24 protein-coding genes are annotated in these 24,766 nt (G+C 67.8%); 9 read left to right on the top strand and 15 right to left on the bottom strand.

The genetic code is table 11. The features are described from left to right. Nucleotides 1-8: 8 nt before the first annotated feature. A complete protein-coding gene (locus ACZ5XS_RS02215; protein ID WP_053749487.1) occupies nt 9-203 on the bottom strand; it encodes a hypothetical protein in 195 nt (64 codons plus the stop codon). Nucleotides 204-391: 188 nt separating this feature from the next. On the opposite strand from ACZ5XS_RS02215, the gene ACZ5XS_RS02210 reads away from it, so the two are divergent. Then, complete coding sequence (locus ACZ5XS_RS02210; protein WP_468647314.1) at nt 392-2,512, top strand: S9 family peptidase; 2,121 nt, start codon at nt 392-394, stop codon at nt 2,510-2,512. A 159-nt stretch (nt 2,513-2,671) separates the two neighbouring features. Here the strand turns inward: ACZ5XS_RS02210 and ACZ5XS_RS02205 are convergent, their stop codons facing one another. Genes ACZ5XS_RS02205 through ACZ5XS_RS02185 form a run of 5 tightly spaced genes read right to left on the bottom strand, consistent with a single transcriptional unit; the run spans nt 2,672 to nt 8,229 of the window. Continuing rightward, entirely contained in the window at nt 2,672-3,721 is a 1,050-nt protein-coding gene (locus tag ACZ5XS_RS02205; protein ID WP_468647313.1) for an ABC transporter ATP-binding protein, read from the bottom strand. Beyond that, nucleotides 3,714-4,688: an ABC transporter ATP-binding protein gene (locus ACZ5XS_RS02200; protein WP_468647312.1), complete on the bottom strand. Its 975-nt coding sequence runs from the start codon at nt 4,686-4,688 to the stop codon at nt 3,714-3,716. Before ACZ5XS_RS02200 ends, ACZ5XS_RS02205 begins: the two co-directional genes overlap by 8 nt. 9 nt (nt 4,689-4,697) lie before the next feature. Further along, the gene (locus tag ACZ5XS_RS02195) at nt 4,698-5,675 is read right to left on the bottom strand and encodes an ABC transporter permease (RefSeq protein ID WP_468647311.1); all 978 of its coding nucleotides are present in this window, start codon (nt 5,673-5,675) and stop codon (nt 4,698-4,700) included. Beyond that, nucleotides 5,668-6,591, bottom strand: a complete 924-nt coding sequence (locus tag ACZ5XS_RS02190; RefSeq protein ID WP_468647310.1) for an ABC transporter permease — start codon at nt 6,589-6,591, stop codon at nt 5,668-5,670. The genes ACZ5XS_RS02195 and ACZ5XS_RS02190 overlap by 8 nt, the downstream gene beginning before the upstream one ends. Nucleotides 6,592-6,597: 6 nt before the next feature. Further along, on the bottom strand, nt 6,598-8,229 hold the full coding sequence (locus ACZ5XS_RS02185; RefSeq protein WP_468647309.1) for a peptide ABC transporter substrate-binding protein: 1,632 nt from the start codon (nt 8,227-8,229) through the stop codon (nt 6,598-6,600). A gap of 508 nt (nt 8,230-8,737) precedes the next feature. Here ACZ5XS_RS02185 and ACZ5XS_RS02180 point away from each other — a divergent pair. The 5 genes from ACZ5XS_RS02180 to ACZ5XS_RS02160 all read left to right on the top strand — a co-directional run bounded on the left by ACZ5XS_RS02180 (nt 8,738) and on the right by ACZ5XS_RS02160 (nt 14,848). Then, nucleotides 8,738-9,766, top strand: coding sequence for an ABC transporter permease (locus tag ACZ5XS_RS02180; protein ID WP_468647308.1), 1,029 nt, complete (start codon nt 8,738-8,740; stop codon nt 9,764-9,766). A gap of 85 nt (nt 9,767-9,851) precedes the next feature. After that, a complete protein-coding gene (locus ACZ5XS_RS02175; RefSeq protein ID WP_468647307.1) occupies nt 9,852-11,609 on the top strand; it encodes an ABC transporter substrate-binding protein in 1,758 nt (585 codons plus the stop codon). 99 nt (nt 11,610-11,708) lie between these two features. Beyond that, complete coding sequence (locus ACZ5XS_RS02170; protein WP_217241104.1) at nt 11,709-12,689, top strand: ABC transporter permease; 981 nt, start codon at nt 11,709-11,711, stop codon at nt 12,687-12,689. 48 nt (nt 12,690-12,737) lie between these two features. Further along, entirely contained in the window at nt 12,738-13,775 is a 1,038-nt protein-coding gene (locus tag ACZ5XS_RS02165; protein ID WP_468647306.1) for an ABC transporter ATP-binding protein, read from the top strand. A 26-nt stretch (nt 13,776-13,801) separates the two neighbouring features. Further along, complete coding sequence (locus tag ACZ5XS_RS02160) at nt 13,802-14,848, top strand: ABC transporter ATP-binding protein (protein WP_468647305.1); 1,047 nt, start codon at nt 13,802-13,804, stop codon at nt 14,846-14,848. A gap of 169 nt (nt 14,849-15,017) precedes the next feature. Here ACZ5XS_RS02160 and ACZ5XS_RS02155 read toward each other — a convergent pair whose 3' ends face one another. After that, entirely contained in the window at nt 15,018-15,221 is a 204-nt protein-coding gene (locus ACZ5XS_RS02155; protein WP_468647304.1) for a DUF397 domain-containing protein, read from the bottom strand. 10 nt (nt 15,222-15,231) lie between these two features. After that, a complete protein-coding gene (locus ACZ5XS_RS02150; RefSeq protein WP_468647303.1) occupies nt 15,232-15,588 on the bottom strand; it encodes a Scr1 family TA system antitoxin-like transcriptional regulator in 357 nt (118 codons plus the stop codon). 92 nt (nt 15,589-15,680) lie between these two features. On the opposite strand from ACZ5XS_RS02150, the gene ACZ5XS_RS02145 reads away from it, so the two are divergent. Genes ACZ5XS_RS02145 through ACZ5XS_RS02135 form a run of 3 tightly spaced genes read left to right on the top strand, consistent with a single transcriptional unit; the run spans nt 15,681 to nt 16,668 of the window. After that, nucleotides 15,681-15,962: an ATP-binding protein gene (locus ACZ5XS_RS02145; RefSeq protein WP_468647302.1), complete on the top strand. Its 282-nt coding sequence runs from the start codon at nt 15,681-15,683 to the stop codon at nt 15,960-15,962. A 56-nt stretch (nt 15,963-16,018) separates the two neighbouring features. Further along, the gene (locus ACZ5XS_RS02140; protein WP_468647301.1) at nt 16,019-16,288 is read left to right on the top strand and encodes a hypothetical protein; all 270 of its coding nucleotides are present in this window, start codon (nt 16,019-16,021) and stop codon (nt 16,286-16,288) included. Nucleotides 16,289-16,314: 26 nt separating this feature from the next. Beyond that, nucleotides 16,315-16,668, top strand: coding sequence for a PIN domain-containing protein (locus tag ACZ5XS_RS02135; RefSeq protein ID WP_468647300.1), 354 nt, complete (start codon nt 16,315-16,317; stop codon nt 16,666-16,668). Between the two features lie 14 nt (nt 16,669-16,682). Here the strand turns inward: ACZ5XS_RS02135 and ACZ5XS_RS02130 are convergent, their stop codons facing one another. The 7 genes from ACZ5XS_RS02130 to ACZ5XS_RS02100 all read right to left on the bottom strand — a co-directional run bounded on the left by ACZ5XS_RS02130 (nt 16,683) and on the right by ACZ5XS_RS02100 (nt 24,254). Continuing rightward, on the bottom strand, nt 16,683-17,186 hold the full coding sequence (locus ACZ5XS_RS02130; RefSeq protein ID WP_468647299.1) for a DinB family protein: 504 nt from the start codon (nt 17,184-17,186) through the stop codon (nt 16,683-16,685). A gap of 82 nt (nt 17,187-17,268) precedes the next feature. After that, a complete protein-coding gene (locus ACZ5XS_RS02125) occupies nt 17,269-17,658 on the bottom strand; it encodes a VOC family protein (protein WP_468647298.1) in 390 nt (129 codons plus the stop codon). A 274-nt stretch (nt 17,659-17,932) separates the two neighbouring features. After that, nucleotides 17,933-19,045: an ABC transporter ATP-binding protein gene (locus ACZ5XS_RS02120; RefSeq protein ID WP_468647297.1), complete on the bottom strand. Its 1,113-nt coding sequence runs from the start codon at nt 19,043-19,045 to the stop codon at nt 17,933-17,935. A 126-nt stretch (nt 19,046-19,171) separates the two neighbouring features. Next, entirely contained in the window at nt 19,172-20,233 is a 1,062-nt protein-coding gene (locus tag ACZ5XS_RS02115; RefSeq protein WP_468647296.1) for an ABC transporter ATP-binding protein, read from the bottom strand. 10 nt (nt 20,234-20,243) lie between these two features. Continuing rightward, nucleotides 20,244-21,224, bottom strand: a complete 981-nt coding sequence (locus tag ACZ5XS_RS02110; protein WP_468647295.1) for an ABC transporter permease — start codon at nt 21,222-21,224, stop codon at nt 20,244-20,246. Between the two features lie 87 nt (nt 21,225-21,311). Next, nucleotides 21,312-23,120 carry an ABC transporter substrate-binding protein gene (locus ACZ5XS_RS02105; protein WP_468647294.1) on the bottom strand — a complete coding sequence of 603 codons (1,809 nt, stop codon included), beginning with the start codon at nt 23,118-23,120 and terminating at the stop codon, nt 21,312-21,314. A gap of 99 nt (nt 23,121-23,219) precedes the next feature. Continuing rightward, nucleotides 23,220-24,254 (bottom strand): ABC transporter permease, encoded by a 1,035-nt coding sequence (locus ACZ5XS_RS02100; protein WP_217241118.1) that lies wholly within the window; start codon nt 24,252-24,254, stop codon nt 23,220-23,222. Between the last annotated feature and the right edge of the window lie 512 nt (nt 24,255-24,766).

Raw genomic sequence — 24,766 nt, 5'->3', positions numbered from 1 at the left:
AGGGCTGGTCAGAACTTGATACTTCCGATCATGCCCGCGATGTTCGTCGTCAGCTCGCTGATCGTCGGCGCCACCGTCGACGAAGCCAGGTAGAAGCCGAGCAGGACGCACACGACCGCGTGCCCGCCCTTCAGTCCTGACTTCTTGATCAGAAGGAAGACGACGATCGCCAGCAGCACCACCGCCGAAATCGAGAGTGCCACGGCGGCTCACCTCCAAAGGACCCAGGGACGTGGGGAGTCGGACAGGACGGAACCATGGGGGCAGATAAATCCATACAAGAGGCCAGCAGGTTGATACCCACTATGCGCTAGTGATCATAACTATCCGTACGTGCGCATCGGTCGGCGCACAGCCTCACAAGGGGGCGCACGGCCAATATGGTCGGGGCATGACGACCGAGCCTGACTCCTTCCCCCGCCGGCACGCCCGCACCCAGCGGTTCACGCTCGGCGCGCCACGCGCGTTCACCGTGGCGCCCGACGGTTCCCGTGTCGTTTTCCTGCGTTCGAGCTCCGGCACCGACCGGGCCAACTCACTGTGGGTGCTCGACCTCCCGGACGCCGGGGAGCGCGTCGCGGCGGACCCGCGCGCCCTCCTGGGCGGTGCCGAGGAGCACCTCTCGCCCGAGGAGCGGGCGCGGCGCGAGCGCAGCCGTGAGGGCGGTGCCGGCATCGTCGGCTACGCCACCGACGCCGCCGTCGAGTTGGCGTCTTTCGCCTTGTCAGGGCGGCTTTTCGCGGCGGAGCTGCGGGCCGGTACCGCCCGTGAACTGCCCGTCCCCGGACCGGTGATCGACCCGCGCCCCTCCCCCGACGGGCGGCACATCGCCTACGTCGCGCAGGGCGCCCTGCGGGTCGTGGGCGCCGAGGGGGAGGGCGACCGGGCGCTCGCCGAGCGCGAGTCGGAGCAGGTCACCTATGGTCTGGCGGAGTTCATCGCCGCCGAGGAGATGAGCCGTTCGCGGGGCTTCTGGTGGTCGCCGGAGTCGGACCGGCTGCTGGTGGCGCGGGTGGACGACACGCCGGTACGGCGGTGGTGGATCTCCGATCCGGCTCACCCGGAGCGTGAGCCACACCACGTGGCGTATCCGGCGGCCGGCACCGACAACGCGGACGTACGGCTGTTCGTGGTCGGGCTGGACGGGGTGCGCACGGAGGTTGTCTGGGACTGGGCGCGCTATCCGTATCTGGCGCATGTGCACTGGTCAGCGGCGGGTGCGCCGCTGTTGCTCGTACAGGCGCGCGACCAGCGCAGTCAGCTGTACCTGGCGGTGGATCCGGAGACGGGCGCGACCCGGATGGTGCACGCGGACGAAGATCCGATCTGGCTGGATCTTTTCCCCGGAGTGCCGTCCTGGAGCCCTTCCGGGCAGCTGGTGCGCATCGCCGACGAGGGGGGCGCGCGGGTGCTCGCGGTGGGTGAACGGCCACTGACGCGCGCCCAGTTGCACGTGCGGGCGGTGCTGGACGTTTCCGACGACGACGTACTGGTCTCGGCGTCGGCCGGCGAGGACGCCGAGTCCCCGGAGACCGGCGAGGTGCACGTCTACCGGGTGAACGAGCTCGGCCTGGAGCGCGTCTCGCAGGAGCCCGGCGTGCACTCGGCGGTACGCGCCGGAGGCGTGACCGTGCTGGTGTCCGCCGCACTGGACCGCCCGGGCGCCCGGGCCCAGGTCCTGCGGGACGGGAAGCCGATGGCGACTGTCATCTCGTACGCCGAAGATCCCGGTATGTCCCCGCGCGTGACCCTCACCCAGGGGGGCGCACGCCGAATCCCGTGCGCCGTGCTTATGCCTGCGGACTACCACGGCGACACTCCTCTCCCGGTTCTCCTCGATCCCTACGGTGGTCCGCACGGCCAGCGGGTGGTCGCCGCGCGCAATCCGTACCTGACCTCGCAGTGGTTCGCCGACCAGGGCTTCGCGGTGGTCGTCGCGGACGGCCGGGGCACGCCGGGCCGGTCCCCCGCCTGGGAGAAGGCAGTCCGGGACGACCTCGCCGAGGTGGTGCTGCAGGACCAGGTCGACGCGCTCCAGGCGCTGGCCGCCGACTTCCCGCTCGACCTGACCCGGGTCGCGATCCGCGGCTGGTCCTTCGGCGGCTACCTGGCCGCGCTCGCGGCGCTGCGCCGCCCGGACGTCTTCCACGCGGCCGTGGTGGGTGCCCCGGTCACCGATCTGCGGCTGTACGACACCCACTACCAGGAACGCTACCTGGGCCACCCGGACGAGCAGCCGGAGGTCTACCGCCGCAACTCCCTGCTCGACGACGCCGGACTGGTGGACGCCGCGGAGCCGCACCGCCCGATGATGATCATCCACGGCCTCGCGGACGACAACGTGGTGGTCGCCCACTCGCTGCGCCTGTCCTCCGCCCTGCTGGCCGCCGGCCGCCCGCACGAGGTGCTGCCGCTGTCCGGCGTGACCCACATGACCCCGCAGGAGACCGTCGCCGAAAACCTGCTCCGGCTCCAACTGGACTTCCTGAAGCGGTCCTTGAAGCTGACGTAAGGGGTTCGGGTATGGCAACGGGCCGGAGCGACATGGCGCGCTCCGGCCCGTTTACGGCACCCGCACGGCCGTACGCTGCTCAGACTGACGCGTCCGTATATCGGGATCGGGTCAGCCGAGTTGCCTGCTTGTAAACGCGGTTGCTGTGCATTTGTACGTTTATGCCGCGCCCGCTGCGTGATCGTCCGGGGTCACCACCTGCTTCTCCTCCGCGAAGTGGCAGGCCGAGTCGTGGGCCGCCGGGCCGGGGGCGTGGCGGAACCCGGCGGGCACCGCCAGTGCGGGGACCTCCAGGGCGCAGCGTTCCCGGGCCTTCCAGCAGCGGGTGCGGAAGCGGCAGCCGGACGGGATGTGCGTCGGGGACGGCACGTCACCCGCCAGGATGATCCGCTCCCGGTGTTCGCGGGCCTCGGGGTCGGGTACGGGGACCGCGGACAGCAGCGCCTGGGTGTAGGGGTGGGTGGGGTGGTCGTAGATCTCGGCGTCCTTGCCGATTTCGACGATCCGGCCCAGGTACATCACCCCGACCCGGTCGGAGATGTGCCGGACGATCGACAGGTCGTGGGCGATGAAGACGTACGAGAGGCCGAACTCGTCCTGCAGGCTCGCCATCAGGTTGATGACCTGTGCCTGCACGGACACGTCCAGCGCCGACACCGGCTCGTCGGCGACGATGACCTCGGGGCGCAGGGCCAGCCCCCGGGCGATGCCGATGCGCTGGCGCTGGCCGCCGGAGAACTGGTGCGGGTAGCGGTTGATGTACTCGGGGTTGAGGCCGACGACGTCGAGGAGGTCCTGGACCCTGCGTCGGCGGTCGCCCTTCGGCGCCACCTCGGGGTGGATGTCGTACGGCTCCCCGATGATGTCGCCCACCGTCATCCGGGGGTTGAGCGAGGTGTAGGGGTCCTGGAAGACCATCTGGATGTTGCGTCGTACGGCCTTCAGGGCGCGGCCGGACAGCTTGCCGATGTCCTCGCCCCGGTACCTGATCGAACCGGCCGTCGGCTTCTCCAGGTTGACCAGCATCCTGGCGACCGTCGACTTGCCGCAGCCGGACTCGCCGACGATGCCGAGGGTTTCGCCGCGGCCCAGGGCGAAGTCGACACCGTCGACCGCCTTCACCACGCCGACCTGCTTCCTGAAGAGGATGCCCGTGGTGAGCGGGTAGTGCTTGACCAGCCCGCTCACCTCCAGAATCGGCTCAGCCATACAGGCACTCCGTCCAGAAGTGGCAGGCGCTCCCGCGGTCGTCGGAGACCTCGTACAGCGGGGGTACCTTCGTCCGGCACACGTCCTCGGCCATCGGGCAGCGCGGGTTGAAGGCGCAGCCCGGCGGGATGTGCGTGAGGTTGGGAGGCAGGCCCTTGATGGCGTAGAGCTCCTGGCCCTTCTGGTCCAGGCGCGGGATGGAGTCCAGCAGGCCGCGGGTGTACGGATGGGCCGGCGCCTTGTAGATGTCGTGCACCGGCGCCGACTCCACGATCCGGCCCGCGTACATGACGGCGATGCGGTCGGCGACGTCCGCGACCACGCCGAGGTCGTGGGTGATGAGGATGAGCCCCATGTGGTACTCGCGCTGCAACTCGGCGAGCAGGTCCATGACCTGGGCCTGAACGGTCACGTCCAGGGCCGTCGTCGGTTCGTCGGCGATGATCAGCGCGGGTTCCAGGGCCAGCGCCATCGCGATCATGATGCGCTGGCGCATACCGCCGGAGAACTGGTGCGGGTACTGCTTCACCCGCTCCCCGGCGCCGGGGATGCGGACCCGGTCCATCAGCTCGACCGCCTTGGTCCGCGCGTCCTTGCGTGACATCCCCCGGTGCACGACGAACATCTCGCCGAGCTGGTCGCCGACGGAGAGCACGGGGTTCAACGACGACAGCGCGTCCTGGAAGATCATCGCCATCTCCGCGCCGCGGATCTTCCGCCGTTCCTCCTCCTTGAGCCGCAGCAGGTCCTGCCCCTGGAAGAGGATCTGGCCGCCGGTGATCCGCCCCGGTGGCATGTCGAGGATGCCCATGATCGCCTGTGCGGTGACCGACTTGCCGGAGCCGGACTCGCCGAGCACGGCGAGGGTCTCGCCCGCGTCCACGCCGTAGTCGACGCCGTTGACGGCTCTGGCGACCCCGTCCCGGGTCCGGAACTCCACGTGCAGGTCACGCACTTCGAGCAGCATGACGGCGGCTCACCTCAGCTTCGGGTCGAGGGCGTCGCGCACCGCGTCGCCGAGCATGATGAACGCGAGCACGGTCAGGGCGAGCGCTCCGGCCGGCCACAGCAGCATGTGCGGGGCCTGCCGGATGTAGGCGGAGGCCGAGGAGATGTCGATCCCCCAGCTGACCGTCGGCGGCTTCAGTCCGACGCCGAGGTACGACAGGGTCGCCTCCAGCGCGATGTAGGTGCCGAGCGCGATGGTCGCCACGACGATCACCGGCGCGACCGCGTTGGGTGCGATGTGGCGCAGCAGCAGCCGGGAGTTGGAGGCGCCGAGCGCCCTGGCGGCCTGCACGTAGTCGTTCTGCCCGGCGGTGATGACCGAGCCGCGGGCGATCCGGGAGATCTGCGGCCAGCCCAGCAGCACCATGAAGCCGATGACCGGCCAGACGGTGTTGCTGGTGACGACGGACAGCAGGACCAGGCCGCCGAGGACGACCGGGATCGCGAAGAAGACGTCGGTGACCCGGGACAGGACCGAGTCCCAGAACCCGCCGAAGAACCCGGCGAGCCCGCCGAGCACCGAGCCGAGCAGGGACACCCCGAGCGTGGCGCAGACGCCGACCGTGACGGACGTACGGGCCCCGTAGACGGTGCGGGTGTAGACGTCGCAGCCCTGGCCGTCGTAACCGAACGGCGCACCGGGCTGGGAGCCCTCCTGGGCCTTGGCGAGGTCGCACTTGAGGGGGTTGCCGGAGGCGATCAGGGACGGCCACAGGGAGATGACGACGAGGAAGGCGATGACCAGGGCCGAGATGACGAAGACCGGGTTGCGGCGCAGGTCGCGCCAGGCGTCGGACCAGAGGGAGCGGGGCTTGTCGAAGGGGTCCGAGCCGTCCTGGCCGGCGGGGCGCTTCTCCAGCGTCCCGCCCTCGCTCGTGGCCAGGTCCATGGCGCCGCCCATGCCGGTCGCGGCGATCGCACCCTCGGGTTCCCGGGGCTCAGGCATAGCGGATCCTGGGGTCGAGGACGGCGTACAGGAGGTCGACGATCAGGTTGGCGACCAGGAACACCAGGACCAGGACCGTCACGAAGCCGACGACGGTCTGGGTGTTCTGGCGGAGGATGCCCTGGTACAGCTGGTAGCCGACGCCGTGGATGTTGAAGATGCGCTCGGTGACGATCGCGCCTCCCATCAGCGCTCCGATGTCGGTGCCGATGAAGGTGACGACGGGGATGAGCGAGTTGCGCAGCAGGTGCCGGGTGATCACCCGGCGACGAGGCAGCCCCTTCGCGACCGCCGTACGGACGTAGTCGGACCGCTTGTTCTCCGCGATGGAGGTGCGGGTCAGCCGGGTCACGTAGGCGAGGGAGACCGAGGCGAGGACCAGGCCCGGCACGATCAGCTCGCCGAAGGTGGCGTCCGTCGACACCGACGGTTTGATCCAGCCCCACTCGACGCCGAGCAGGAGCTGGAGCAGCAGGCCGGTGACGAAGGTGGGGACGGAGATCACGACGAGGGTGAACATCAGGACCGAGGTGTCGACGGGCCGGCCGCGGCGCAGCCCCGTGATCACGCCCAGCGTGATGCCGATGACGATCTCGAAGACGATGGCGACGATCGTCAGCCGGATGGTGACCGGGAAGGCCGTCGCCATCAGCTCGGTGACTTCCTGGCCGTTGAAGGCGGTGCCGAAGTCGCCGGTGAAGACGTTCCCCATGTAGGTCAGGTATTGCTGCCAGACCGGCTTGTCGAGGCCGAACTCCTTCTCCAGCCGGGCGGCCGTCGCCGGGTCGCACTGCCGCTCCCCGCACAGGCCCGCGATGGGGTCGCCCATCACGTTCACCATGAGGAAGATCAGCAGGGTGGCCCCGATGAAGACCGGGATCATCTGGAGCAGCCGCCGGACGACGTACCGTCCCATCGACGCTCAGCCGACCTTGATCTCGTTGTAGACCGGGACGCTGAAGGGGTTGAGCCTCACGTTGGAGAGCCGGTCCGAGTAGCCGGCGCTGCCGTTCTGGTACCAGAGCGGGATGGCGCCCATGTTGTCCCGGAGTACCTCCTCGGCCTGCTGGAACTTCTTCACCGCCGCCGCCGTGTCGGTCTCGGCGTTGGCCTCGTCGACGAGCTGGTCGAACTCCTTGTTGGTCCACTTGCCGTCGTTGGAGGAGGCGTTGGTGTAGTAGAGCGGCTGGAGGAAGTTCTGGATCAGCGGGTAGTCCATCTGCCAGCCGGCGCGGAACGGGCCGGGCATCTTCCGGTCGGTGATCTGGTTGCGGAAGTCGGCGAAGGTGCCGATCGGGTTGCCGACGCACGCCTTGTCGTTGTCGAGTGCGTTGTTGATGGAGTTGCAGACCGCGTCGACCCATTCCCGGTGGGAGCCGGTGTCCGCGTTGTACGTGATCTTGACCTGGCCGCCGGGGAGGCCGCCGCCCTCCTCGATCAGCTTCCTGGCGGCGCCGGCGTCGTACTCGCAGGCGTCCCCGCACGGGCCCTGCTTGAAGCCGCCCTCCTCGCCGAGGACCGGGGAGGTCCAGTCGCTCGCGGGGGTACGGGTCTTCTGGAAGATCGTGTCGGTGATCTGCCGGCGGTTGATCGCCCGGGACAGTCCGGTGCGGACCTTCTCCATGCCGGCCTTGTTCCACCGGGCGTCGTAGAACGGGAAGGCGAGGGTCTGGATGATGCCGGCCGGGGCGTTGATGTACCGGTCGCCGAGGTCGTTCTTGGCGTTCTTGAGCTGGGCGGCGGGAACGTCGTCGACGAGGTCGAGGTTGCCGGCCATCAGGTCGGTGTAGGCGGTGTTGTTGTCGGTGTAGACCTTCAGGTCCACGCCGCCGTTCTGCGCCTTGTCCGTGCCGGGGTAGCCGGCCCAGGCCCGCAGCGACATCTGCGAGCCCCTGGTGTACGAGTCGATCGCGTACGGCCCGTTGCCGACCGGCTTCTTCACCCAGGCGTCGTGGTCGTCGAAGAAGGCCCGCGGGAGCGGGGCGAAGGCGGGATAGCCGAGGGTGTCGGGGAACATCGAGAACTTCTGGTTGAGCCTGACGGTGAAGGTCGTGTCGTCGACGACCCTGAGGCCGGAGAGCGTGTCGGCGCTCTGCTTGCCGCCGTCCTCGGGGTGGGTCTTGTCGTAGCCCTCGATGTAGCCGAAGAAGTACGCGTTCTTCTGGTTGTTCTTCAGGCTCGCGCCGTAGTTCCAGGCGTCGACGAAGGACCTGGCGGTGACCTTCTCGCCGTTGCTGAAGGTCCAGCCGTCCTTGATGGTGATGGTGAAGTTCTGCGAGTCCGAGGTGTCGATCTTCTGGGCGAGCATGTCGGTGGCCTCGCCGGTCTGCGGGTCGTACCGCTTCAGGCTCCGGAAGATCATGTCGAGGACCTTGCCGCCCTGCACCTCGTTGATGTTGGCCGGCTCCAGCGGGTTCTGCGGGTCTCCCCAGGAGGAACTGAGCACCGCGCCGGTGTCGCCCGCGCTGCCACTCCCCCCGCCCCCGCAAGCCGTCGCCGCGAGGGCTGCCGCCGCCGCGCAGGCGACCCATGTGGCGTGCGTGGCTCCACGCATGGAGTGCCTCCTATGAAATGCCCTGTGACGCCGACGCTCGGGCGCCGATCCGTTATCGGTAAATATCCGGGCAAACGGGAGATGCCGCACACGGGCTCGGCCCTTTGGAGGGACGGGTCATCCGGATGCACGCGTCCGGTCGGGGCGACGAAACGGACGTTCCGTTTCGGGAGCAGTGGATCTTCGCCACGGGGCGCAATGGATCTTCACGAAGCGATGCCGAACCGTTGGAAAAGAACCTCCTGGTGTACGCATTCCGACACTGAGGCGTCCGTATATCGAACTCATTGCCTGAATGGCCCGATTCGCCTGATGTAGGACACGAGTCGATCACGGCACGCTACACGCGTAGCTACGGGATGGTCATGTAGAGGTAAAGAAGGTAAAGAGAAACCCAAGTCGACCCAGATTTTATTGACCTTGAACGAATTGCGTTGAAAAAGTCCGGCGTAGCCCGTAGGGGAGTGCCCTGCGGAGTCATCAGACTTTCCCGTGGGCCAGGAGCACCATGACCCCCCCATCTCCATCTGCGGCTGCCCCGCTCGAGGTGACCGACGAAACCGTCGAGAAGCCGGCGGCGTCCCCCACCCTCAAGGGCGCCGAGAGCCGCTCCCCGGGCCGCCTCGCCTGGACCCGGTTCAAGCGGGACCGGACGGGCGTGATTTCCGCCTACATCGTGATCTTCTTCTTCGTGATCGCGATCTGCGCCCCGCTGATCTCCGCGCTGTACGGCAAGGACCCGTACACGCTCTACGGCCAGGAGCAGGCCGGCCTGCTGAACGAGGCCGGCTTCCCCATCAAGCCGAACGGCGGCATCGACGGCGACTTCTGGTTCGGCGTCGAGCCGGCACTGGGCCGTGACGTCTTCACCTTCCTGCTCTACGGCATCCGCACCTCGCTGATGATCGCGACGGCCACCACGGTCCTGGTCACGATCATCGGCGTGGTCATCGGCATCACCGCCGGCTACCTCGGCGGCAAGACCGACTACCTCATCGGCCGGGTCATCGACATCCTGCTGTCGTTCCCGTCCACGCTGTTCTTCATCGCCTTCATGCCCGTCGTGTACGGCGTGTTCGTCGCGCCCGACGACGACATCCCCACCTCGCTGCGGGCCACCTGCCTGATCCTCGTCCTCACGGCCTTCGGATGGGCGTCCATCGCCCGTCTCCTGCGCGGCCAGGTACTGGCCCTGCGGGAGCGGGAGTTCGTGGAGGCGGCGAAGGTGACCGGGGCCTCGCCGGCCCGCATCATCTTCAAGGAACTGCTGCCCAACCTGTGGACTCCGATTCTGATCCAGTCCACCCTCGCCCTCCCGGCCTTCGTGACCGCGGAGGCGGGCCTCGCCTTCCTCGGCGTCGGCATCATCGACCCGACCCCGGACTGGGGCGTGATGATCCAGCGCGGTGCGCAGTTCTACACGGACGACATCACCTTCATGATCTTCCCGGGCGTCTCGATGATTCTCTTCGTCCTGGCGTTCAACCTCCTCGGCGATTCGGTCCGCGACGCACTCGACCCGAAGTCCAAGCGCTGAGTCACACGCCGGCCCGGTCGCCGTCGTCCGGAAACCGGCAGCTCGTAGCCCGTCTCTCTCATCCATCACGTCTAGGCAGGTAGCCATGTCCTTTTCCCGCAGAAACTTCCTGATAGCCACCACCGTGGCTGCAGGTGCGTCCACCGTTCTGAGCGCGTGCAGCAGCGGCAACGCCGATGGTGGCAGCGGTGGCACGACCAAGGCTCCCCAGGGCAAGGCCGCCAAGATCGACGTCGGCACCAAGGCCGACTCCGCGGGCCCCGCCCCCGAGATGCCGGGCGCGGTCAAGGGCGGCACGATCTACACGCTCGACCAGATCGACTTCGACCACCTGGACCCGGCGCAGATCTACTCGTCGTACACGGGTGCCGGCTCGGTCCTGTTCCTGCGCGGTCTGACCGGCTACCGGGTCGACGCCAAGGGCAACACCACCCTGGTCGGCGACCTCGCCACCGACGCGGGCACCGTGAAGGACGGCGGCAAGACCTGGTCCTTCACCCTGAAGGACGGCGTGAAGTGGGAGGACGGCGCCGACGTCACCATCGACGACGTCCGCCACAGCTTCGAGCGCCTCTTCGCGGACTTCGTCACCGAGGGCCCCCGCTACCCGCAGAACTGGCTCGAGGGCGGCGACAAGTACAAGGGTCCCTACGACGGCAAGCACCTGTCGTCGATCGAAGTCGACGGCAGCACCATCACCTTCCGCCTCAAGGAGGCGCACGCCGACTTCCCGTTCATGCTGGCCATGCGCGGCTTCGCGATCGTGCCGAAGAAGCACGACACGCAGAAGAAGTACGACAAGCGCCCCTACTCCTGCGGCCCGTACAAGATCCAGTCCCGCAGCGTCGACAAGTCGCTGACCCTGGTGCGCAACGAGCACTGGGACGCCGCCAAGGACCCGTGCCGCAACGGCTACCCCGACAAGGTCGTCATGCAGTTCGGCTTCCAGTCGCTGGCCTCCACGGACCGCTACATCGCGGACTCGGGCAACGACCAGTTCTCGCTCTCCCTGCTCAACGAGGTCGCCCCCGAGCGCATCACGAAGGTGCTCGGCGACGCCACGCTGAAGAAGCGCGTGCTGACCCAGGTCGACACGACCTGCTACTACTTCCCGATCAACCTGACCCGCGTCAAGGACGTCAAGGTCCGCCAGGCGCTCAACTGGGCGTGGCCCGCGGCCCAGCTGAAGCAGCTGCGCGGTGGCTCGGCCGTCACCTCGACCGCCACCACCATCATCAGCCCGCTCACCCCGGGCCACGTGGACTTCGACCTGTACGGCAAGAAGACCAAGCCGATGGGCGACCCGGAGAAGGCCAAGGCGCTGCTGAAGGAGGCCGGTGCCGAGGGCCAGAAGATCGTCATCGCCTTCCAGCAGTCCGACCAGGCCGTCAAGTCGGCCGTCACCATCAAGACCGCGCTCACCAAGGCCGGCTTCGAGGTGGTGACCCAGCAGGTCGACAAGACGACCTTCTACAGCCAGATCGGCCAGCTGGACAACAAGTTCGACATGTTCGCCGCGGGCTGGGGCCCGGACTGGCCGGCCGGTTACGCGGTCATCCAGCCCTGCTGGGACGGCAGCCAGATCTCCGACGGCGGCGTCAACTGGTCGCAGCTGAACAACACCAGCGTGAACAAGGCCATCGCCGCGGCCACCGCCATCACCGACGCGGACAAGGCCAACGCGGCCTGGGGCGCGATCGACAAGCAGATCATGGAGATGGCGGCCTGCGTCCCGGACTACAACCCGGTCCGCAACTACTTCTACGGTTCCAAGGTCGGCGGCGTCATCTACAACGCCGGTGACACCTGCGTCGCCATCGGCAAGGTCTTCGCCAAGGCCTGACGTTTCCTCGGGGCGGCGGTCCTCGCGACCGCCGCCCCGGCCCCGTCCACGCTCCCCACACCCCCCGGCGACGGCGCCCCGTCCGGAAAGCCCTCACCCATGTTCCGTTTCCTGATCCGTCGAGTGCTCGGCGCGCTCGTCATTCTGCTGATCATCAGCGCCGTCACCTTCTTCCTGTTCTACGCCATCCCGCGCGACCCCGCGCGGATGGCCTGCGGCAAGGTCTGTGACGCCCAACTGCTCGCGCAGGTACGGCAGAACCTCGGGATCGCCGATCCGATGCCGGTCCAGTACTGGCACTGGCTGCAGGGCATCTTCGTGGGCCGTGAGTACACGGGCGTCGGGAACTGCGACGCACCGTGCCTCGGCTACTCGTTCGCCAACAGCGAGCCGGTCTTCCAGACGATCATGGACCGTTTCCCGACGACGCTGTCCCTCGCCTTCGGTGCGGCCTTCTTCTTCCTGATCATCGGTGTCGGCGCGGGCATGCTGGCAGCCGTCAAGCAGGGCACGGCCCTGGACAAGATCGCCAGCTCGGTGTCGCTGCTCGGCTCGTCGATGCAGATCTACTTCGTCGGCTACATCGCGATGTTCTTCCTGGTCCAGCAGGCCGGCATCCTGAGCCAGCCCTCGTACACACCGGTCACCGAGAACCCGGGCGCCTGGGTCTCGGGCCTCCTGCTGCCGTGGCTCGTGCTGTCCATCATCTTCACGGCCAACTACACGCGTATGACCCGCTCCCAGCTGGTGGAGCAGCTGAGTGAGGACTACGTCCGCACGGCCCGGGCCAAGGGTCTGTCACGCCGCTCGGTCTTCTTCCGCTTCGCCTGGCGCGGGGCCATGGGCCCGATCGTGACGATCTTCGGCATCGACATGGGCACGCTGATCGGCGGCGCGATCATCACCGAGTCGACCTTCAGCCTCCAGGGCATCGGCACGCTCGCCGTCCGCGCGGTCACCGACAGTGACCTGCCTATGCTGCTCGGTGTCACGGTCGTCGCGGCCGCCGGCATCGTCTTCGCCAACATCATCGTGGACGCCGTCTACGCCCTCATCGACCCGCGGATCCGGCTCGCCTGACCTCCGCCCCAGCCCCGACCTCGCATCACCCCCCTCAGGAGCGTCCCCGTGACGAGCACCGATCAGCAGCCCTTCCTGTCCGTCAGGGACCTGAAAGTCCACTTCTCCACCGAGGACGGCATCGTCAAGGCCGTCGACGGCCTCAGCTTCGACGTCGCCAAGGGCAAGACGCTCGGCATCGTGGGCGAGTCGGGGTCCGGCAAGTCCGTCACCAACCTGACGATCCTGGGCCTGCACGACCGTGCCCGCACGGCGATCGACGGGGAGATCCTGCTCGACGGCAAGGAACTGCTCACCGCCTCCGAGAAGGAACTGGAGCGGCTGCGCGGCAACAAGATGGCGATGATCTTCCAGGACGCCCTGGCCTCGCTGTCGCCGTACCACACCATCGGCAAGCAGATCGGTGAGACGTACCGCAAGCACACCGGCGCCTCCAAGCAGGAGGCCCGGGCGCGGGCGATCGAGATGCTGAAGCGGGTGGGGATCCCACAGCCGGACATGCGGGTGGACGACTACCCGCACCAGTTCTCCGGCGGTATGCGCCAGCGCGCGATGATCGCGATGGCGCTGGTGTGCGACCCCGAGCTGCTGATCGCGGACGAGCCGACCACGGCCCTCGACGTGACGGTCCAGGCGCAGATCATGGACCTCCTCAAGGATCTCCAGCAGGAGTTCGGCACGGCGATCGTCTTCATCACCCACGACCTCGGTGTCATCGCCGACATCGCGGACGACGTACTGGTGATGTACGGCGGCCGGTGCGTGGAGCGCGGCACCAAGCGGGAGGTGCTGCGCGCCCCGCGGCACCCCTACACGCTGGGTCTGATGAACTCGATGCCGAGCCTGGACGGTCCGGTCGACGTGCCGCTGTCGCCGATCCCGGGCTCGCCGCCCTCGCTGCTCAACCCGCCCACGGGCTGCCGCTTCCACCCGCGGTGCACCTTCGCCGAGAAGGTCGCGGGCGGGCTGTGCTCGACCGAGCAGCCGGCGCTCGAGGTCGTGGAGGGCAGGGGTTCCGCCTGCCACCTCACGCCGGACCAGCGCCGGGAATTCTTCGCCGACTTCGCCGCATCACGGCACAACTGACGGACACGAGACGGGACTTCACCATCATGAGCAACGCGAACCCCCTCCTGGACGTCAGCGGCCTGACCAAACACTTCCCGATCAAGGGCGGCTTCCCGATCCGGCGCACGGTCGGTGCCGTGCAGGCCGTCGACGGGCTCGACTTCTCGGTCGCCGAGGGCGAGAGCCTGGGCCTGGTCGGCGAGTCCGGCTGCGGCAAGTCGACCACCGGACGCCTGATCACCCGGCTCCTGGAGCCGACCGGCGGCACGATCTCGTACCGCGGCCAGGACATCACGCACGCCGGCCGCAAGCAGCTCGCGCCGATCAGGTCCGAGATCCAGATGATCTTCCAGGACCCGTACGCGTCCCTGAACCCGCGGCAGACGGTCGGCAAGATCATCGCCGGTCCGATGGAGATCAACGACATCAACCCGGCGGCCGGCCGCGAGAACCGCGTCCGGGAGCTGCTGGAGATCGTCGGCCTCAACCCCGAGCACTACAACCGCTTCCCGCACGAGTTCTCCGGCGGCCAGCGCCAGCGCATCGGTGTGGCCCGCGCGCTGGCCCTGGAGCCGAAGCTGATCGTGGCCGACGAGCCGGTGTCGGCGCTGGACGTGTCGATCCAGGCGCAGGTCGTGAACCTGCTCCAGCAGGTGCAGAAGGACCTGGGCATCGCCTTCGTCTTCATCGCCCACGACCTGGCGATCGTCCGCCACTTCTCCCAGCGCGTGGCGGTCATGTACCTCGGCAAGATCGTCGAGATCGCCGACCGCGAGGACCTCTACGGCAATCCGCGCCACCCCTACACGAGGGCCCTGCTGTCCGCCGTGCCCGAGGCCACCGCGGACGACGTGCCGGCCCGTGAGCGCATCCTCCTCAAGGGCGACGTGCCGTCCCCGATCAACCCGCCCTCCGGCTGCCGCTTCCGCACCCGCTGCTGGAAGGCGACGGACAAGTGCGCGAGCGAGGCCCCGCCGCTGGTCCAGGTCGAGGGCAACAAGCCAGGCCACCTCACCGCCTGCCACTACCCCGAGACGGCGGACACGGTCCCTGCTCCCCGCCTCTCCAAGGACCCCCAGGCGGCGGCCTGACAACACCCCAATTCCGTCAGCCGCCTCCTTGCGGACCGGGCTTTCCCGGCCCATTGACCCGAGCCCACGAACGTCCGGTCCAGGGGACGAAGGCCCGCGCCCACCCAGGCGCGGGCCTTCACCATTTACGGCTGTTCGTCACCTGTACGCCAGTCGTGCCATCAACCGGTTACGACGACGGCCAAGGGGCCGTCCCGCCGCCCTTGATCCCGCCGAGCAGCGCCGCGAGGGCGGACGGAGCAGAGGCGAGGACTGTGCCGGGGGTGTCGCTCTCGCGGAGGTGGACGGTGCCGGTGTCGTCGCGGGCGACCTCGACGCAGGTGTCGGCACCGCCTTCGCTGTAGGTCGACTTCTGCCACCGCAGCCCGGTCATGCTCGCCTTCTCAGAGGAGGGGATAGAGGAGTCTCTGGATCAGCCCCAAGGAGTCCTTCGCCAGGTGTCCCTCGGGCGGTACGGCCACGTCCACAGGCGGGAGGGCCGTGTTCCGCAGCCTAGCGAACAGGTCGGTGTACCGAGCAAGGGCCTCGGCATCGCCCAGATACAAGGACCTTTCGACGTGCGCGACGACCACCGTGCCGAGTCGCTTCACAGGCGGCAGAAGCATGGTGAAGGACGTACCGAAGGGCACCGGACCGTCGAAGGGCAGCACCTGGACGGTGACGTGAGGCAGACGTGACAGCTCGATCAGCCGAACCAGCTGATCACGCATGACACGCCCATCTCCGTACGACGGGTGCAACGCCGCCTCGTGAACGATGGCGTGGACCCGAGGAGGATTCTCTCCGAGCCACGATCCGCAGCATCCTCGCCGCCGCCAAGCTCAACTGCATCATGGACACGGTCGAGTTGCTCGTCTCCGAGGTCGTCACCAACGCCTACCGCTACTCCCCCATGGAGACCTACGTCCGCATGGAACGCACGCCCGACGACTTCCGGGTCACCGTCTGGGACCACGCTCCCGGCACGCCGGCGACTCGCAACCCTGGCGCCGACGACGAGCGCGGTCGCGGGCTCGGCATCGTCGAAGCGTGCGCCGACCAGTGGGGCGTGCGGGACTATCCGTACGGCAAAGCGGTGTGGTTCAGCGTTTCACCGAAGGAGGAAGAGGCATGAGCCAATCGCAGCTCATCCAACCCCGCACCCGGTATTCCGGCCGGTATACTCCAGCCATGGACACCACGATCAAGGTCGACGCGAAGACCCGTGACCGCCTCGCCGTCCTCGCTGAAGCCCGCGGGACGACCATGCGCCGCCTGATCGAGGAGTTCGCCGAGAGCACCCTCACGCCCGCCGAGCTGCAGGAGCGCGCCGCTCACACCGCCGACTATCTCGCCGAGCACTTCGGCGTCGCCGTCACGGACGAGTCCAGCATCGACGTGTTGCGCAACGTGCGCGGCCAGGTCGTGGCGCATTACGCCGACGAGCAGGGCGCGGCGTGATCCGAGAGCACTACATCCTCGATGACGTGACATTGCTGGCTCTGGGCGGGAACCGCCAGGTCTCCGGTCTCGTGCACGCGGCCAGGATGGAGCCGTTCGTGTTTCTGCACACGCCGGCGCTCTGCGTCATCGAGGCCGAGCGTGAGCGGGCGGGCATCGCCGCCCATATCGGACAACTCGGCATCGCCACCGTCGACCTCGACTACTCCGCCGTACTGACGTGTTGCCAACTACACCAGGAGGGATTGACGTTCGGTGCCGCCGCCGCGGTGGAGGCAGCCCGCCGCGTGGGCGAGGAGTACGAAGACCCCTTCATCGCGACGGTCCGCCCCGGCCTTTACGAGAAGCACTTCACCCGAGTCGTCAACCTGAATCGCTGATTCGCCGACCAGACCTAGACACCCGTTCTGCCGTCGACCATCTCCCGCAGGATGTCTAGGTGCCCGTTGTGCCGGGCCGTCTCCTCGGTCAGGTGGAGGAGGATCCAGCGCAGGTCGACCCGGCGGCCGGAGCTGTTCGTGCGCTTGGCCTTGGTGTCCAGGTCGTGGGCGGCGACCAACTCCCGGTAGCGGGACGCCTGTTCGGCGTACTCCTTGAGGAGGTCCGGGAGCGGGAAGTCCACGGCGATGCGCATCTCGCGGTCGGGGTCCTCGTCCGTCCAGGGACCCTCGTCCTCCTCGCCGAGGAAGACCACCTGGAACCAGAAGTACTCGACCCAGCGGAGGTGGTTGACCAGCCCGCTCAGAGTCATCAGCGGCGAGCCCGGCAGCGGGGCCTTGCGGGCGTTCTCCGGCGACACGTCCTCGCACTTGGCGCGGGCGGTGTCGCGGGCGTAGTCGAGGAAGGTGGTCAGCTGGGTGCGCTCGTCCCACGCGGGAGGAGTGTCTGTTCTTGTCATCGAGGAGGATGCTCCCGGACCGGCGACCGGGTGTCGAACCATTAAGCGAATCCTTGAGGTTGCGGGCTGCCGGTGAGCCCACTCAGTCCTTCCGAGCCACCAGCTCCACCTCGAACCCGTCCCCGTTCTCCAGATATCCCGCGCAGTGCTCGGGCCCACCCGCGTACGGATGCCGGTCCGGGAAGAGCAGGGTCCAGCCGTGTTCCGGCGCCGCCTCGACCAGCGCGTCGAGGTCCGCGCGGCTCGGTACGTGGAAGGCCAGGTGGTTCAGACCCGGGCGCATACGGTCGTACGGCTCGCCCGGACGCAGTGCCGGTGACTGTTCGAGGACGATGTACGTGTCCGCCATCCGCCAGCTGCGCCCGGCCGCCCAGCGCTGGTACTCCTGGTAGCCCAGCCGCTCCAGCAGCCATCCCCAGGAGCCCACCGCGCGCTCCAGATCCGGCACCCACAGCTCCGCGTGATGCAGCAACGTCCGCCCTCTCCAAGCCGTGGCGACAGGCCACACGGCAACAGGCCCGCACGGCAACAGACCCGCATGAACCCCCGATCCTGTCATCCGCCGCCGCACCTCGTCGTGGCGGACTGCCGTGTTGGCCCACCGGTCGTTCGCGGACCCCGAGCCCGCCGCGCCGGTGTTGCCGGGTCGCCGGTGTTGCCGGGTCACCGCCGTTCTCCTGCACTGGTCCGCCGGACAGCCCTGGTCCTCCCGGCAATCCTCCCCGCAGTCCTGCCGCAGCCCTCCCCTACTCCTCCTCCAGCGCCGCCAGCGCCGGGTCCAGGACGATGTCCTCCTCGCGGCCCTCGATCGTCGGCTCCTCCGGGAAGTGGCAGGCCGTCAGATGGCCGTCGTGGTTGCCGGAGAGCCGGATCAGCGGCGGTTCCTCCGCCGCGCACTTGTCCTGCGCCTTCCAGCACCGGGTACGGAACCGGCAGCCGGAGGGCGGCGAAATGGGAGAGGGGACGTCGCCGGCCAGGCGGATGCGCTCGCGTCGGCCCGCCCCGGCGTCCGTGAGGTCCACCTCGGGTACGGCGGACAGCAGGGCGTGGGTGTAGGGGTGGCGGGGGCGGGTGTAGATGGAGGTGCGGTCGCCGACCTCGATGATCTTGCCGAGGTACATCACCGCCACGCGGTGCGAGAAGTGCCGTACCACCGCCAGGTCGTGGGCGATGAACAGGAACGCGATGCCCAGCTCCTGCTGGACCTTCTTGAGCAGGTTGACCACCTGCGCCTGGATCGACACGTCCAGCGCGGACACCGGCTCGTCGGCCACGATCAGCTTCGGCTCCAGGGCCAACGCCCGTGCCACACCGATACGTTGCCGCTGGCCGCCGGAGAACTCGTGCGGGAAGCGGTTGTAGTGCTCGGGGTTGAGACCGACGGTCTCCAGCAGCTCACGGACGCGCTTCTCGCGCCCGCCCTCCGGCTCGATCCCGTTGACCTCCATCGGACCGGAGATGATCTTTCCGATCGTCTGCCGCGGGTTCAGTGAGGAGTACGGGTCCTGGAAGATCATCTGGATCTCGGACCTGATCGGCGCGAGCTGCTTGCGGCTCGCATGGCTGATGTCCTGGCCGCGGTACGAGATCGTGCCGCCGGTCGGCTCCAGGAGCCGGGTGATCAGGCGTCCGGTCGTCGACTTGCCGCAGCCCGACTCGCCGACCAGCCCGAAGCTCTCGCCGACGTTCACGGTCAGGTCGATGCCGTCGACGGCCTGCACGGCGCCGACGGTCCGCCGGATCGGGAAGCCGCCCTTGACCGGGAAGTGCTTGGTGAGCCCCTCCACCACGAGCAGCGGCTCCCCGGCGCCGCCGGTGACGGCCTCGCGCGGGGCGGGGAGGACGAGATCCTCTTTCATGACTCCTCTTTCGTGTCCGTCACGACCGTGTCTGCCGCGACCGTGTCCGCCACTGCCGTGTTCCGCCACTGCCGTGTCCATCACTGCCGTGTCCGCCACGACCATGCCCGTCACGACGATGTCGTCCTACCCCAGGCGGGGCCTGATCTCCTCGATGAAGATGGTCCGCTTCTGCTCCGCCGTGAGGTGGCAGGCCGAGTCGCGGTCCGGGCCCAGCAGCGGGCGTTCGTCCACGCAGCGCGTGCCGACGACCCGGTCCTGGAAGGTGCAGCGGGGATGGAAACGGCAGCCGGACGGAGGCGTGAGCAGCGACGGCGGTGCGCCGGGGATCGGCGCGAGGGGGGCGTCGAGGTCGGAGTTCAGCCGGGGCATCGAATTCAGCAAACCCCAGGTGTAGGGGTGCTGGGGCGAGCGCAGCACCTCGTTCACCGTGCCGCGTTCCACCGCGCCGCCCGCGTACATCACCATGATGTCGTCGGCCATGTCGGCGATGACCCCGAGGTCGTGCGTGATGAAGACGATCGCCGTGCCGAACTCGCTCTGCAGGTCCTTCAGCAGGTCCAGGATCTGCGCCTGGACGGTCACGTCCAGGGCGGTGGTCGGCTCGTCGGCGATCAGCAGGTCGGGGTCGCACACCAGCGCCATCGCGATCATCGCGCGCTGGCGCATACCGCCGGAGAACTGGTGCGGATAGTCCTTCGCCCGCTCCTTGGGGTGGGGGATGCCGACCTTGCCGAGCATCTCCACCGTGCGTTCCCAGGCCGCCTTCTTGGAGGCGCCGGTGTGCTTCATGAAGGGCTCGGCGATCTGCCGGCCCACCGTGTAGTACGGCGACAGTGCCGTGAGGGGGTCCTGGAAGATCATGGCGACCTTGTTGCCGCGCAGCTTCTCCAGCTCGGACTCCCGGGCGGTGGTCAGCTCCTGTCCCTCCAGGAGGATCTCGCCCTCGACGGTGGTGAACTTCGGGTTGTGCAGCCCGAGGATGGTCAGGTTGGTGACGGACTTGCCGGAACCCGACTCTCCGACGATGCCCAGGGTCCTGCCGCGTTGCAGGTCGAAGGAGAGCCCGTCCACGGCCTTGACGATGCCGTCCTCGGTCCTGAACCTCACATGCAGGTCCCGCACCGACAGGAAGGCGTCCGCGTCCGCCGGGTTCGGGGATGCGGCTTCCTTGGTCAGAGTGGTCACGACAGTGCTCCTAGGACAGCCGCACGCGCGGGTCGATGAGGGCGTAGCAGGCGTCGACGACGATGTTGCACAGCAGGATCACGGCGGCGGAGAACAGCATCACGCCGAGCAGCAGCGGCAGATCGCTGAACTGCACCGAGTCCACCGCGAGCCGCCCGAGCCCGGGCAGTCCGAAGGTGTACTCGGTGATGATCGCGCCGCCGAGCAGCGAGCTGAGGTCGATGCCGAGGATGGTGATGATGGGGATGAGGGAGCCGCGCCAGGCGTACCGGAAGAAGACGTAGCGACCGCTCATGCCCTTGGCCCGGGCCGTGCGGACGTGTTCCTCCTGAAGCTGCTCGATCATCGCGGAGCGCGCCATACGGGTGTACTGCGCGGCGAAGATCGTCGACAGGACGGCCCAGGGGATCAGCAGCCCGGTGAACCAGGCGGCCGGATTCTCGGTGATGCTGGTGTACTTGGGCTCGTCGAAGAGGTGCGCCTGGTACACCAGGAGCGCCAGCGCCAGGGGGCCCAGGAAGTAGATCTGCATCGAGCTGATCACCATGGAACCCGCGGTGAACGACTTGTCGATGAGGGTGCCGCGCTTCCACGCGGCCAGCAGGCCGGTGCCGAGCCCGACGAGCAGGAACAGGATGGTGGCGCCGAAGGCCAGCGACAGCGTCAGCGGCAGCCTGTCGATCAGGGTCGACCAGACGGCCTCGTTGGTGTGGTACGAGTAGCCGAAGCAAGGGGCGGGGCACGGCCCCTGCGGGAAGGTGTCGCGGCCCATGACGAGCCCCTGCAGGAAGATCCAGAACTGCTCCGGAATCGACTTGTCGAGCCCGAGGGTCTGGTGGATGTTCGCCAGAGCGTCGGGAGTGCACGTCTTGCCGCACATCAGCAGCGCCGGGTCACGGGGCATGCCGAAGAAGAGCAGGAAGGCGACCACGGTCAGCAGGACCAGGATCACGAGTGAGCCGAGGATCCGGCGGAAGAGGAAGCGCAGCATCTCAGGGCAGCTTTCGGGCGTCGGAAGCCTGCGGCGGGGTGCGCCCCGTCACGGGACGGGGCGCACCTGACGCCGCTTGGACGGGCGTTACTTCACGAACAGCCTGCGCGGGTCGACGCCGCCGATGACGTCGTCGTACACGAGGCCGCCGATCTTGGACCCGGCGATCTGGGTCTGCTTGTAGTACGCCGTCGGGATGTTGGAGACGACATCCTTCACGATGTACTCGTTGATCTTGTTCCACTCCTCCGCGGCCTTGACGGGGTCGGTGATGGCGGAGACCCGGTCGATGTCCGCGTTGACCTTGTCGTCGTTGATGTGCGAGTAGTTGGAGGCACCGTCCTGGATCTGGCGGCCGTCGTACAGCGGCGGGATCACGGTCGACGCGCTCGGCCAGTCGGCACCCCACGCGGTGTGGTAGATGTCGTAGTTGTTCTTGACCTTGCTGACCTGGTCGTAGTAGGTCTCGGCCGGGATCTCCTGGCGCTGGACGTCGAAGCCGGCCTTCTCCAGGCCCGCCGCCATGGCGGTGGAGTACTGCTGGCCCTCGGGGGTGTTGATGTAGCCGAAGGTCAGCTTCAGGCCCGTCTTGCCGGCCTTCTCCAGCAGTTCCTTGGCCTTGGCCGGGTCACCGGCGGGCTTCTTCTTCTTGCCGAACGGGTCGAAGGTCGCGTCGTAGCCGGAGACGGTCGGGCTGATCAGACCGCCGGCGGTCTCCATCGCGTCGGTGCCGCCGTAGGCCCGCACGAACGGGGTGATCGGCAGGGCGTAGGCGATGGCCTCGCGGACCGCCTTCTCCTGCATCTCGGGCTGCGACAGGTTGATGTTCATCTGCCCGACGTACGGCTGGTAGCCGGAGACCGTACGGGGCTTCAGCGCCGAGTCGCGCAGGACCTTCGACAGGTTGCCCGCGTCGACCTGGTTGCTGAAGCTGATCGCGGTGGCGTTCACGCCGCTGTCGTCGAGGATGGCCTTGGTCGAGTCCTCGTACTGCTTGTTGAACTCGAAGTTGAACTGGTCGACGTACTGGTGGCGGACGGCGTCGGTGCCCGGGTCCCAGTTGGTGTTCTTCACCAGCTTCATCGACTTGCCGGACTTGAACTCCTGGATCTTGTACGGGCCTGCGGCCATCGGGGCCTTGTCGTACTTCTCCTTGGTGTCCTTCTTCTCCGACACCATGGAGTAGCCCGCCATGGCCAGCGCGTACGGCAGGTCGGGCTTCGCCTGCTCGAAGTGGAAGACGATGGTCTTGTCGTCAGGCGTCGACAGGACGGTGTCCGGCAGGTGCTTGCCCTTGTACGGGCCGTCCGGGAGGAGCTTGCGGTACTCCGCGCCCGGGGTGTTGGCCATCCACTGCTGGATGTACGTCGGGCCGTTGGAGACGAACGGCGCGAACATTCGCTCGAAGGTGTGCCGGACGTCAGCGGCGGTGATCGCGGAGCCGTCGGCCCACTTGATGCCGTCCTTCAGCTTGTACGTCCAGGTCTTGCCGCCGTCGGTGGTCTTGCCGCTGTCGGTGGCCAGGTCTCCGACGACCTCGTGCTTCTGCCCGTCGTCGCTGGTGGCCTTGTAGCTCGTCAGACCACGGTGGATCAGCTGCGAGAGCGCCATCTCGTCCGAGACGTAGATCTGTCCCGGGTCGAGGTGCGCGAAGCTGTCGCGCTGGAGAACCGTGATCGTGCCGCCCGGCTTGGCGCCGGCGATCTCGGCCGCCGGACCGGTCGAGGCCTTGGCGTCGCCGAAGTCGATGCCGGCCTGCTGCCGTGCGGCGTTCTCCTCGTTCTCCTTGTCGTTGGTGCTGTCCTTGCTGCCACCTTCGCTGCAGCCGGTGAGCACGAGAGCCCCCGCCGCGAGCAGTGACAGTGCGGCGTACGCGGGGCGTCCACCCTTACCCATCACAGATTCCACCCATCTTGTGTCACCAGTGCCAATGAAATGCCGACCGGTACAAGTGCCATCCGGTACGCGTCGGGCGGGATGCCCACGATCTCTCGGTCAGCGCTCCGACTTGGGGTCGAAGGCGTCCCTGACCGAGTCCCCGAGCAGGTTGAACGCCACGATGAAGATGATCATCGAGATGCCCGGGAAGAACATGTAGGTGATGTCGTTCTGCATCACGAGTTCGGTGGACGCCTTGGAGAACATCTGCCCCCAGTCCGGCGTCGGTTCGACGATCCCGACGCCGAGGAAGGACAGACCGGCCTCGGCGGTCACGAAGTTGGGGAGCATGTAGGTCGACTGCACCAGGATCGGCGTGACCACGTTGGGCAGGACCTCTTTGCGGATGATGCGGCCGGGCGGCGCCCCGCTCACCTTGGCCGCCTCGATGAACTCCCGTTCTCGCAGGGCCAGGGTGGTGCCGCGCAGGATGCGGGCCAGGCTCATCCAGCCCAGGAACCACATCACCGTGATGAGCGCGACCACCCGGACGTACACCGGCGTCTCGTCCCTGGGGCTCACGAAGAGCGAGACCACGACCGGCATGCTCGCGATGAAGAAGAGCTGCGAGGGGAAGGCGAGCAGGAAGTCGATCAGCCGGCTGATCCAGAAGTCGGGCCTGCCGCCGAGGTAGCCCGCGGCGACGCCGAGGAGGATGCCGGTGACGACCGTGGCGACCGTGACGGCCAGGGAGATCATCAGGGAGTTGCGGATGCCGTAGAGCAGCTTGGTGAAGACGTCGTAGCCGTTGCCCGGTTCCAGGCCGAACCAGAACTCGCCGCTGATGCCGCCGTTGGGCTGCAGGGGCACACCCGCGCTGTCGAAGAGTTCGGGACGTTCGTCCGCGTACACCGTGTACGGGTTCTTGCCGTACAGCTTGGAGATCAGCGGAGCCGCGAGGCCGATCGCGAAGAAGAAGAGCACGACGCAGGCCGAGAGCACGCCGGCGCGGTCGCGCTTGAAGCGGATCCACATCAGCTGGCCGGGTGAGCGGCCGACCAGCTGCTGTTCCTCGGGTTTCTTCTTCGGCTCGGGTTCGCCGTCGACGACGACCGATGTCCCGCCGCCCTCGATGTCGATAGGACTTGTCACAGTTCGCCCATTTCACAGATGTGGGTGTGCCGAGCCGGCGACCGGCGCGGGTGTGCGCGGTCACGGACCGGATCATGAAGAAGCGTCAGGACACCGCGAAGCAGGCGGGAAACGCGCAGCCGGACGCGCGTAGGCGCCAGGGCGTGCCGATCCGCCGGCCGCCTGCGCTCAGTGGCAATCGCCGTACAGTGCCGGGCACTTGACGGCTACGGATGACGTTGTGACCCACCTGGTGCTTGTGACACCGCGCATGGGACTCCTCCTCATGACTCCACGTGTTCACCAACAGGAGGGGGCGTATGTCTGTCCTCCGACACCCCTGACGGAGGGTCAGACACCCCCTGGTGCTCGTGAGTCGGCGCTGTCCCCACAGCGCGAGACCCATTGACCCGAGCGTTACGCGGCTAACTATCTGCCATGCGCCAACTACCGACCACCGTCTTTAAATCTCAATTCAGTCACAGCTGACGCGTACATCTTCCAAAACTTGGACAAACTGTTCGGCACGAGAA

Source organism: Streptomyces sp. NPDC033131 (genome assembly GCF_055578365.1).
This window is presented reverse-complemented; position numbering and strand designations above follow the sequence as displayed.

Bases quoted from the DNA above. Each gene is read 5' to 3' on its own strand.
- ACZ5XS_RS02210 (WP_468647314.1), top strand. From the start codon at position 392: ATGACGACCGAGCCTGACTCCTTCCCCCGCCGGCACGCCCGCACCCAG.
- ACZ5XS_RS02205 (WP_468647313.1), bottom strand. From the start codon at position 3,721: ATGGCTGAGCCGATTCTGGAGGTGAGCGGGCTGGTCAAGCACTACCCG.
- ACZ5XS_RS02200 (WP_468647312.1), bottom strand. From the start codon at position 4,688: ATGCTGCTCGAAGTGCGTGACCTGCACGTGGAGTTCCGGACCCGGGAC.
- ACZ5XS_RS02195 (WP_468647311.1), bottom strand. From the start codon at position 5,675: ATGCCTGAGCCCCGGGAACCCGAGGGTGCGATCGCCGCGACCGGCATG.
- ACZ5XS_RS02190 (WP_468647310.1), bottom strand. From the start codon at position 6,591: ATGGGACGGTACGTCGTCCGGCGGCTGCTCCAGATGATCCCGGTCTTC.
- ACZ5XS_RS02185 (WP_468647309.1), bottom strand. From the start codon at position 8,229: ATGCGTGGAGCCACGCACGCCACATGGGTCGCCTGCGCGGCGGCGGCA.
- ACZ5XS_RS02180 (WP_468647308.1), top strand. From the start codon at position 8,738: ATGACCCCCCCATCTCCATCTGCGGCTGCCCCGCTCGAGGTGACCGAC.
- ACZ5XS_RS02175 (WP_468647307.1), top strand. From the start codon at position 9,852: ATGTCCTTTTCCCGCAGAAACTTCCTGATAGCCACCACCGTGGCTGCA.
- ACZ5XS_RS02170 (WP_217241104.1), top strand. From the start codon at position 11,709: ATGTTCCGTTTCCTGATCCGTCGAGTGCTCGGCGCGCTCGTCATTCTG.
- ACZ5XS_RS02160 (WP_468647305.1), top strand. From the start codon at position 13,802: ATGAGCAACGCGAACCCCCTCCTGGACGTCAGCGGCCTGACCAAACAC.
- ACZ5XS_RS02155 (WP_468647304.1), bottom strand. From the start codon at position 15,221: ATGACCGGGCTGCGGTGGCAGAAGTCGACCTACAGCGAAGGCGGTGCC.
- ACZ5XS_RS02145 (WP_468647302.1), top strand. From the start codon at position 15,681: ATGGACACGGTCGAGTTGCTCGTCTCCGAGGTCGTCACCAACGCCTAC.
- ACZ5XS_RS02140 (WP_468647301.1), top strand. From the start codon at position 16,019: ATGGACACCACGATCAAGGTCGACGCGAAGACCCGTGACCGCCTCGCC.
- ACZ5XS_RS02130 (WP_468647299.1), bottom strand. From the start codon at position 17,186: ATGACAAGAACAGACACTCCTCCCGCGTGGGACGAGCGCACCCAGCTG.
- ACZ5XS_RS02120 (WP_468647297.1), bottom strand. From the start codon at position 19,045: ATGAAAGAGGATCTCGTCCTCCCCGCCCCGCGCGAGGCCGTCACCGGC.
- ACZ5XS_RS02110 (WP_468647295.1), bottom strand. From the start codon at position 21,224: ATGCTGCGCTTCCTCTTCCGCCGGATCCTCGGCTCACTCGTGATCCTG.
- ACZ5XS_RS02105 (WP_468647294.1), bottom strand. From the start codon at position 23,120: ATGGGTAAGGGTGGACGCCCCGCGTACGCCGCACTGTCACTGCTCGCG.